6 protein-coding genes and 2 pseudogenes are annotated in these 7746 nt (G+C 48.8%); 6 read left to right on the top strand and 2 right to left on the bottom strand.

Annotated features, from left to right (window positions below; translation table 11 throughout):
- Positions 1–184: pseudogene (locus ACP5SG_RS04465) on the bottom strand (ATP-binding cassette domain-containing protein); the annotation flags it as partial.
- A gap of 255 nt (positions 185–439) precedes the next feature.
- Between ACP5SG_RS04465 and ACP5SG_RS04460 the strand changes: the two are divergent.
- The 3 genes from ACP5SG_RS04460 to ACP5SG_RS04450 all read left to right on the top strand — a co-directional run bounded on the left by ACP5SG_RS04460 (position 440) and on the right by ACP5SG_RS04450 (position 1446).
- Positions 440–715, top strand: coding sequence for a TMEM165/GDT1 family protein (locus ACP5SG_RS04460; RefSeq protein WP_237887737.1), 276 nt, complete (start codon positions 440–442; stop codon positions 713–715).
- Between the two features lie 42 nt (positions 716–757).
- Complete coding sequence (locus tag ACP5SG_RS04455) at positions 758–1072, top strand: FmdB family zinc ribbon protein (RefSeq protein WP_237887739.1); 315 nt, start codon at positions 758–760, stop codon at positions 1070–1072.
- 170 nt (positions 1073–1242) lie between these two features.
- Positions 1243–1446 carry a hypothetical protein gene (locus tag ACP5SG_RS04450; protein WP_428122362.1) on the top strand — a complete coding sequence of 68 codons (204 nt, stop codon included), beginning with the start codon at positions 1243–1245 and terminating at the stop codon, positions 1444–1446.
- Here ACP5SG_RS04450 and ACP5SG_RS04445 read toward each other — a convergent pair.
- A pseudogene (locus ACP5SG_RS04445) lies at positions 1380–1556 on the bottom strand (MerR family transcriptional regulator); the annotation flags it as partial. The gene ACP5SG_RS04450 and the pseudogene ACP5SG_RS04445 sit on opposite strands and share 67 nt — an antisense overlap.
- Positions 1557–2161: 605 nt before the next feature.
- On the opposite strand from ACP5SG_RS04445, the gene ACP5SG_RS04440 reads away from it, so the two are divergent.
- From ACP5SG_RS04440 to ACP5SG_RS04430, 3 genes are read left to right on the top strand one after another with little or no spacing between them, the layout of a single operon-like run.
- Entirely contained in the window at positions 2162–3469 is a 1308-nt protein-coding gene (locus ACP5SG_RS04440; protein WP_428122359.1) for a TolC family protein, read from the top strand.
- Positions 3466–4608 (top strand): efflux RND transporter periplasmic adaptor subunit, encoded by a 1143-nt coding sequence (locus tag ACP5SG_RS04435; RefSeq protein WP_237887744.1) that lies wholly within the window; start codon positions 3466–3468, stop codon positions 4606–4608. The genes ACP5SG_RS04440 and ACP5SG_RS04435 overlap by 4 nt, the downstream gene beginning before the upstream one ends.
- The gene (locus ACP5SG_RS04430) at positions 4605–7736 is read left to right on the top strand and encodes an efflux RND transporter permease subunit (RefSeq protein ID WP_428122353.1); all 3132 of its coding nucleotides are present in this window, start codon (positions 4605–4607) and stop codon (positions 7734–7736) included. Before ACP5SG_RS04435 ends, ACP5SG_RS04430 begins: the two co-directional genes overlap by 4 nt.
- Positions 7737–7746 lie beyond the last annotated feature (10 nt).

The raw sequence follows: 7746 nt of genomic DNA, 5'->3' as shown, positions 1-7746 counted from the left end.
CTGCCATATTGTCAAGGGAATATCGGTCATGCGTGACAGCTATTACGGTGCCTTTGTACTCACGAAGGTGTTGTTCAAGCCATGCCACGGATTCGGCGTCAAGGTGGTTTGTCGGTTCATCCAGCAAGAGGATATCCGGTTCCGTAAGGAGTAGGCGGCAAAGGGCGACACGTCTGCATTCACCGCGCAACTTCCTTCTGAGTCAACACACATTTCTTCCAATCCCTGTAAATCTCCACAAAATGCATCTTCTTGACATCCTGCAGCAATTTTGTCCGTGTCATGGGCCAGTCCTCCTGACCATATAAAACTGGATAATTCACGTGCTACAAAAGCGGTCAAATCATTTGCTTCTAGCACTCTGCAGGATAGAACTTGACATGGGCATGGCAAGGATTAAATTAAATTGTTGCAAGAAAAATTCGAGAGGGTTGTTTGAGTGGATGTCAAATTGTTTTTGACGGTCTTTGTATCTGTATTGATAGCTGAGCTTGGCGATAAGACCCAGCTTGCTACCATGCTTTTTGCAACGGACAAGCGGGCAGATTCGCTGACTGTATTTGTCGGTGCCTCGTTGGCACTGACATTGGCTTCGGCTGTAGGCGTCTTGGCTGGAGATGCTGTCTCCCAATATGTAAGCGAAAAACCCTTGAGACTGATGGCCGCGACAGGTTTTATCGCTATTGGTGCATGGATGCTTTTCAGGACGGCATAAGCCGGCTTGATAAAAATAATCGAGTTTAACGGAGGTTTTGTTATGCCGATATACGAATATGAATGCCTATCTTGCGGAAGGATTGTAGAACTTATGCAAAGGTTTACTGATCCAGATCCTGCGCAGTGCAAATGCGGCGGCAGGTTCCGCAAGCTGATTTCTAACTCCAGCTTTCATTTGAAGGGTACGGGTTGGTATGTTACAGATTACAAAAATCGCGGCGGCAATAACGTCCATGCTGCAAGTGAGGCTGACAAGCCAAAAACTCCTGCTGCGTCGCCGCCTGCAACGGCTTCAAGTCCTCATTCATCAAAGGGATGCGGTACAGAGGGCGCAGATGCTACCTGCTGCCATTAGGGGTCTGAATCTCAGATTCAATTCGGGCGGGCAAGGCTTAGGCCGGTGCCTGCTCAGAACAGCCTGGTTTTGTACAATCTGCAAGGGTAGGCTCGCGTTTTTTGACTTTGATAATTTTTAGTTGTTTCTTGGCGTTGTTGTTTTCCGTTGCTTCGTCTCGGGCTTCTTTCATGGCCTTGATATATACGTCGCATTCCTGGCAATGGTTGAGCTCTTTGGCGCAGGCTGAGCTCGCCCTTTCCCAACAAGGTACCACCTTGTTTGCAAAGGCTGTGCATTTCTCCCTGCGTTCAGGCGGGCATTTTTTTTATTTCCCAGCATGGAGTGAGCTCCAGGAGTTTTTTATCCCAGGGATGCTGATCCCTTCTTCATGAATAAGATGGCGCAGACAGCTTATCCAGTCGATATCTGATTGGGAATAATAACGTTTGTTGCCTTGTCTGGCAGGGGTTATAAGGCCCTCTTCCTCATAAAGTCTTAAGGTCCTTGGGTGTAATCAGAGCAGTCTGGCGGCGACGCTTATGGGATAAATGGGACTGTTTTTATCAGCGAGCTTCATTTTTCCCTCTTTTGCTCATGTTTATTATTTAGGATATTAAAGATCGTTTAATTTTAATTATTAGATAATTATGTAGATTGTCAATGTTTTTAACAATAAAAATTTTAAAGATAATTATAAAATAAAATTGTTATTTATTTTTGCCTATCTTTTTTGATGATTATCAACATCTTTTATCTTCAATCCCTTCCAATCGAATTGAATGTTATATTCTGAACAAAATAATAGATAAAAAACTAGATAATAAAATTATATATCATTTGGATCAATTAGTTACAATAATATATTATTTTTTTTCAATTTTCTCCAGATTTTTTTATCAATTAATTATACATTTAAGATGTAATAATAATTGAAAATTAAACTTTCATTCTAAAAAAATCGATATGATAATTTTTATAAAGTCATATAAAAAATATTTCTTGACAAATCATATATAAAATATTTTATATTTTTCTCTGAAATAGCCCGATGGTCATTGATGATCCTCGGGAAGATAAAAAAATATTATAAAATACAAAGGAGGCTATGTGAAGGCATCTATCAGGGCTTTCATGCTTATCTGCTGTGTCTTGATTCCGGCTGGTGTCTTTGCAGCAGAGGCGCAGACGCTTACCCTTAAGGAGTGTCTCAAAACAGCCCTTGAACAGAGTCCGCTCATAAAAGGGGCAGGATTCGATGTCGAGGCGTCAAAAGAGGCTGTAAAGGGGGCAAAGGGACAGATGTTCCCAAAGATTGATTTTAACGCCTCCTATCTCAAGGAAAATCAGGATGTGCCCTATATACCGGCCCAGAGCACAACGATTCCCGCTAAGTTCAGCAATGAGGTCTATTCGTGGGGTGCATTTTTGAGAGTACCCATATATGAAGGCGGAAGGCTTGTCGGGCAGCTCAAGGCGTCTGAGCTTGAACAGGCTGTACAATCCGCAAGGAAAGATTTTACAACGCAGGACCTTATTGCAAACGTTACTAATACATTCAATAAGCTCCTGGAGTTGAAAGAGCTGCGTAAGGCCTATATTAAGTCGGTGAGGGCGCTGGAAGAACAAAAGAAAGATGCGGGACTCCTATTGAAAATAGGCCGTGTGGCAAAGGTGGATCTCTTGAGGATAGAGGTTCAGCTTGCCTCGGAAAGACAGAATCTGGTAAGGGCCGAGGAGTCCATAGCCCGGACAAAAAACGCCCTTGCGTTTTTCCTTGGTGTAGATGTTGGTCAAATAAAGGATGTAGAAGGTCGACTTACGGCCGGCGAGCACGCAGAGACAAAAGATATCGATGTAGATGTATTTGTCAGGGCTCGACCTGACGTGGTCGCCGCATTGAAGAGGGCGGAGGAGGCAAGGATCGGGGTGAATATAGCCTCAGGAAAGAGATATCCGTCTGTCGCCCTGGTTGGTGATTACGGCAACCGTGCTGGTGTAGGGTTTAATCAAAGGGAGGAGATATGGGAGGTAGGTTTTGTAGCCTCGGTAAATATCTTTGATGCAGGCGTGATCTCTTCAGGGATAAATAGCCAAAAGGCACACTATGAGAAGGCAAAAGAGGAGCTTAGGCGTGTCATGCTTCAGGCAAGGCGGGAGATCGCCGACGCCGTTTCTCTCATAAGAGATGCAGAGGCAAGGCTGGACCTCGCACGGAAGGCCGTCGCGCAATCAGAAGAGAGCCTTCGCATAGAGACCCTTAAATACAAGACAGGCGCTGGCGCAATAACTGATGTGCTCCTTTCTGAAGCGGCCATGAGTCTTTCCAATGCCAATTATTATCAGGCCCTTTACGATTACAACTCAGCAGTGACCGAGTTCAAGAGGGCGACAGGGACCATAGGGGTGGAGAAATGAAAAAGATTATAGCTATTTTAGTAGCATTGGTTTTGATCGGCGGGGCGATCTTTGTCATAAAGAAAAAGAAGGACATGATCGCCCGCACGCCTGCTGTCGCAGCTTATCCGCTTCCGGTTGAGGCCGCCGTGGCGACAAGGGGGGATTTCGAGATATCGTCGCACTATCTCGGCACCATTCAGCCTTTCAATTATGCGGACATAGCGCCAAGGATAACAGGCTCTATAATAAGCGTAAGGGTGAGAGAGGGCGACGTCGTCCACAAAGGTGATGTGCTCGTGATCATTGACGACAGGGAGCTTAGAGAAAAGGAGCAGGCCCAGGCCCTTCAGGTGGCCGCTGCCCGGTCGCAGCTTGCCGGCGTAAAGAGCGCCTGTGAGACCCAGCAGGCGATCTTTGAAAGGGATGAGACGCTCTATAAAGAAGGGGCCATCTCCAAAGAGGCGTTTGAGCGATCAAGGGCCCAGAGAGACCTGGCGGTTGCACAGGTAAAAAGCCTGGAAGACAACATAAACGCCCTGCAAAATATCCAGAGGGCCCAGGCGGTTGAGACCTCATATGCAGTGCTCTCTTCTCCCATGGACGGCGTGGTGGCAAAGAGGCTTGCCGAGCCAGGGGACCTTGCCGTGCCTGGAAGGTCCATAGTGAGGGTTGAAGGGACAGACAGATTCAAGCTCGTTGTCCAGATACCGGAGACCGAGATGCCCCTTATGAAAAAAGGGGGAAAGGTAGTGCTTTCAAACGGAAAAGATAGCTTTAATGCCCTGATCAGCCGCGTCTATCCTGCTGTTGGCACAGGCACCCTTGGCAGCATTGAGATAGACCTGACCAAGCGCCCGTTTGATTGCCCGTCCGGCGGGACTGTCGGCGTGGACGTGATTACAGGAGATATCCCCAATGCGACAATCGTCCCGCTGAACGCCCTCCTTGAGGATCAGAGCGGGAGTTTTGTCTATAAAATTGAGGTGAATAATATCAAGGTTTTAAAGGTGGCTGTTCTTGGGAAAAACGCCGATCATGCCGCGATCAGAGGGGATATAAAAGACGGCGACATGGTTGTTACTGGGGACGAAGGAAAGCTTATGAGGCTTTCCGGCAACATGACCGTGATACCGCAAAAGGCAGGGGCTTTGAGATGAAATTTACTGAAAAGTATTTGAAAATGCCCTATCTTATCACTTCTATTATATTTCTCTTTGCCGCGATCGGCCTGATCGGGTTTAACAAGCTTCCAATAAACCTCTTTCCTGACAGCGATTACCCGCAGATAGCCGTCCTTATCTCCTATCCAGGCGCATCTGCCAAGGACATCGAGGACCAGGTTACAAGACTCGTGGAAAAAGAGATCAACACCATAGATCAGGTAAGAAAGGTCTCTTCCTCGACAAAGGACGAGATAACCGCCATTACCGCTGAATTTGAATACACAAAGGGCCTTGACGCCGCGGCTACCGACGTCTCAAACGCCATTAAAAAGGTCGAGGGGCAGCTTCCGCCCGAGATAAGGCCGCCCCAGATATTTAAGATCAGCAAGGCGACACAGCCCGATCTCATACTGTCCCTGAGCCCGAAGGAAGGCTCGCCATTTGATCTTGCGAAGGTCAGGCAGCTTGCGGATAACGATATAAAGGAAGACCTCCTGCGCATACCAAATGTCGCCAATGTCGAGGTCTTCGGCGGTTACAACCCTGAGCTTACCATCAAGATCAACCCTGACCGCCTGAACAGCTATGGCGTCTCACTCGCTCAGGTGATGGCGGCAGTCGCAGCCCAGAACCTGAACATTCCAAATGGGTTCATCATCAGGGAAAAAGACCAGTATATTCTGAAGACCCAGGGCGAGCTTGCAAAGAAAGAAGACGCCGGCCTGATAGTCATAGCCCATGCTCAGGGGGGTGATGTGCACTTAAGAGATGTGGCCGACATCACGCCTGGATTTCAGGAGAGACAGTCCCTTTATCATGGAAATGGCAAACCTGCCATCGGCGTAAGCATCCTGCGCTCACACGAAGGCCATGACCTTGACACGATAAAGGCGGCGGAAAAGGCCCTGCCGGGCATCCGGGCCAGGTACCCCATGATCAGTTTCGAGATAGCGGACACCCAGAAGGGGCTTATCGAAAACAGCGTTGACAACATGATTGACGCCCTTCGAGATGCCATTATCATGACAGTGATCGTCATATTTCTCTTCCTTGCGGACATCCGCGGCATGATTATAGCCGCCATCTCCATCCCTTTTACCTATCTTCTGACATTTGCCATCATGTACATGCTTGGCATGGAATTTAACCTTGTAACGCTTACCGGCATCATCCTGGCCGTAGGCATGCTCCTTGATGACGCGATTGTTGTCATAGAAAATATCGAGCGCAGATACCACCAGAACAAGGAGGAGCTGAAAACCGCTGTATTCGGTGGCACGGACGAGGTGATGCTCGCCATATTCTCAGGGACATACGCCACAATAATGGTCCTGATCCCCATTATCTTTATCGGCGGTTTTGTCCAGACGATACTCCGCCCCCTCTCTGTCACCCTCTGTATCGCCCTGGCTGTATCCTATGTCGTATCTGTAACCGTAATCCCGCTCTTCGCCCCGATGATCCTGAAGGCCGAGGCGAAAAAGAACCGGTTTGAAAGGCTCATTCAGCTCTTTGACGACCGCATTATCTCACCTATAAGGGATTTCTTTGTGGGCATACTTGAGATTGCGCTCAGACACAGGGCGCTCTTTCTTGCGGGGGCGGTGATCGTGCTGGTCTTTAGCCTCAGGCAGATGCCTCTTGTTGGCAGGGACCTCATGCCGCCCATGGATACAGGGATCATCAAGGTAAACTTCGAGGCGGACTCAAATACGTCGCTTGCCGGGACAGAGGGCATCCTCAACCAGATGGAAGATGTGATCAAAAAGACCCCGGGGGTCTTGAGGATATCGACAACCGTGGGCTCTGAGCCGGGGGTGATAAGCTTTGGAAGCGGCAGGGTCCCGCAGCAGGGGACGATCACCATACACCTTGTGGACAGATTCCACAGAAAGGAGTCCCTCTGGCAGGCCGAGGACATATTAAGGAGCGAATTCAGGAAGATCGCGGGGATAAAGTATGTGGACGTCTTTGACTACGGCGCAACAGCGCTTTCATCCATAAAGGCCACTGTTGACATCATGGTAAGCGGACCTGACCCGAAGATCATCGATTCCATAGGAAGCGATATCATGGAGAGGCTCAAGAAGGTCAAAGGGCTTGAAAGTATCGCCCGAAGCTGGACCTATGACAAAAGGGAGGTGGCCTTTAAGGTCAACATGGAAAAGGCGGCGATCTATGGCATGTCGCCGGTGGCCATCTCAAAAGAGATAGGTGCGGCTGTAAGGGGAGGCGTGTCATCGGTATTCAGGGTCCCGGGACAGGACGGCTACTTCATAAGGGTGCAGTATGGGCCAAGGTACAGGGATAGCCTGCCTGCCATAGAATCCATGCTCATCCAGACTCCCAAGGGCCCGGTGCCTGTAAGGGAATTGGGCAGTCTCAGCATGATAAAGACCCAGACCTCCATGACAAGGCAGTATCTCCAGCCCACCCTTGACATCTATGGATACCGCTCCACCGCCGCTGTATCGCACATTCACGACGATATTGAAAAGGCGCTCAAGGGCATAAGGCTTCCGCCCGGCTACGCCATCTCGCAGGAAGGGGATTTGAAGCAGATGAAGGAGTCCTTTGGAAGACTCCTGTCCGCCCTTGTAATCGGCCTCATACTGCTTTATTTTTCTTTGGTGCCGGCGTTTAAATCCTGGATACATCCGCTTACGATAATGTCCGCCATACCACTTGGGCTTATCGGCGCTATCTGGTCCATGCTTATCACGGGCAAACATCAGTGCATGCCCTCTTTCATGGGGATGATCCTCCTGGCCGGAATAGTGGTAAAAAATTCCATCCTGCTCATAGATTTTATCGAGGAGGCGCGGGGACGCGGGGAAGCTATCAGGGATGCGATAATTGAAAGCGTAAGGATAAGGACGAGGCCCATACTTATGACCGCGGTTGGAACGAGCGTAGGCATGATCCCCATAGCCCTTGAGTGGGCGATAGGGTTAGAACGGCTCTCGCCCCTTGCGATTGTCGCTATCGGCGGGCTTATGGTCTCCACATTTCTTACGCTTGTCTATGTCCCGATACTCTACAGCCTGTTTGATGGATTAAAGACAACAAGGCTGAAGATGGCTCTTTCAATGCCATTGCGTATACGCCGGGTAGCCCAATAAAAATGAGGAG

The organism is Dissulfurimicrobium sp. (genome assembly GCF_049968175.1).
GTDB classification, from domain to species: domain Bacteria; phylum Desulfobacterota; class Dissulfuribacteria; order Dissulfuribacterales; family Sh68; genus Dissulfurimicrobium; species Dissulfurimicrobium hydrothermale.
This window is presented reverse-complemented; position numbering and strand designations above follow the sequence as displayed.

Bases quoted from the DNA above. Each gene is read 5' to 3' on its own strand.
- ACP5SG_RS04430 (WP_428122353.1), top strand. From the start codon at position 4,605: ATGAAATTTACTGAAAAGTATTTGAAAATGCCCTATCTTATCACTTCT.
- ACP5SG_RS04450 (WP_428122362.1), top strand. From the start codon at position 1,243: ATGGCCTTGATATATACGTCGCATTCCTGGCAATGGTTGAGCTCTTTG.
- ACP5SG_RS04435 (WP_237887744.1), top strand. From the start codon at position 3,466: ATGAAAAAGATTATAGCTATTTTAGTAGCATTGGTTTTGATCGGCGGG.
- ACP5SG_RS04455 (WP_237887739.1), top strand. From the start codon at position 758: ATGCCGATATACGAATATGAATGCCTATCTTGCGGAAGGATTGTAGAA.